Raw genomic sequence first — 1,514 nt, 5'->3', positions numbered from 1 at the left:
CCAGGACCAATGGTCAAGAACAGAGAGTTGGTGCTGCTGTTAATCGCATCCAACCAACCCGGTAACCAGACATTCCCATTATTCGGCCATGCAGTAGAAGCAATACTATCCGGATTGGACAGTAACACATCAAACCCATAAAGAGCTTTACCGTGCGCCGCTTGAATCCATTGCGCGAATACAGGTTCAATCAGGATTTGCTTTTCGGGAGTCCCGAAAGCTACGACTACATCGTTGTGCACATACAGACCCAGAGTATGGAATCCGAGGAACAACGAGACCCAGCTTAAGTGGGAAATAATCGCTTCCTTATGCTCTAAAACGCGATAGAGAACGTTGTTTTTGTTCGCTTCTGGGTCGTAATCACGAACCAAGAAAATCGCGCCGTGAGCAAAGGCTCCCACCATGATGAATCCAGCAATGTACTGGTGGTGGGTGTACAGGGCTGCCTGTGTCGTGTAATCCCGGGCCATGAAGGCATAGGGAGGCAGACTGTACATATGTTGTGCCACCAGGGAAGTAATCACACCTAAAGCAGCCAAATGCCATCCCAATTGGAAGTGCAGTGAATTGTTGTAGGTATCGTACATTCCCTTGTGACCCTCACCGAGCAAACCACCGAAGGGAGTGCCTTTCGGGGGATTGTGGGCATCCATGATTTCCTTCATGCTGTGGCCAATACCGAAATTGGTTCGGTACATATGACCCGCGATGATGAATAGAACAGCGATCGCCAAATGGTGATGGGCGATATCTGTCAACCACAGAGACTCGGTTTGGGGGTGGAAACCACCTAAGAAGGTGAGGATGGCAGTGCCAGACCCTTGAGCGGTGCCAAATACATGGCTTGCACTGTCAGGGTTTTGAGCATACACACCCCAGTTCCCGGTGAAGAACGGGGCTAAACCCGCTGGGTGGGGTTTGACGGAGAGGAAGTTATCCCAACCGACATGAACACCACGGGATTCGGGGATAGCCACGTGGACGAGGTGACCCGTCCAGGCCAAGGAACTGACACCGAACAGACCGGCTAGGTGGTGGTTCAAGCGGGATTCCGCATTTTTGAACCAAGCCAACGAGGGGCGGAATTTCGGTTGGAGGTGTAACCAACCGGCAAAGAGCATGACTGCGGCCAGGACCATCAGGAAGATGGCACCTTGGTACAGGTCAGAGTTCTTGGTCATGCCGATGGTGTACCACCAGTGGTAGACACCGCTGTAGGCGATGTTGACTGGGTTAGAAGCGCCCGCTTGGGTGAAGGCATCCACTGCCGGTGCACCGAATTGGGGGTCCCAAATCGCGTGAGCGATGGGACGGACGTTTAAGGGGTCTTTAATCCACTGCTCGAAGTTGCCTTGCCAAGCGACGTGGAACAGGTTGCCCGATGTCCAGAGGAAGATGATGGCCAGGTGTCCGAAATGGGAGGCGAAAATCTTTTGGTAAAGATTTTCCTCGGTCATTCCGTCATGGCTTTCAAAGTCGTGGGCGGTTGCAATCCCGTACCAAATCCGACG

At 52.6% G+C, this 1,514-nt stretch carries 1 protein-coding gene; it reads right to left on the bottom strand.

The features are described from left to right. The coding region (psaB, locus tag NG833_RS26170) for a photosystem I core protein PsaB (protein ID WP_254568210.1) at positions 1–1,514 on the bottom strand (1,514 nt) is incomplete at both ends.

The sequence above is a fragment of the Oscillatoria sp. HE19RPO genome, assembly GCF_024220515.1.
Lineage (GTDB): Bacteria > Cyanobacteriota > Cyanobacteriia > Cyanobacteriales > Laspinemataceae > Laspinema.
Note: the sequence above shows the minus strand (reverse complement) of the source record. Positions and strands in the feature narration are given on the sequence as shown.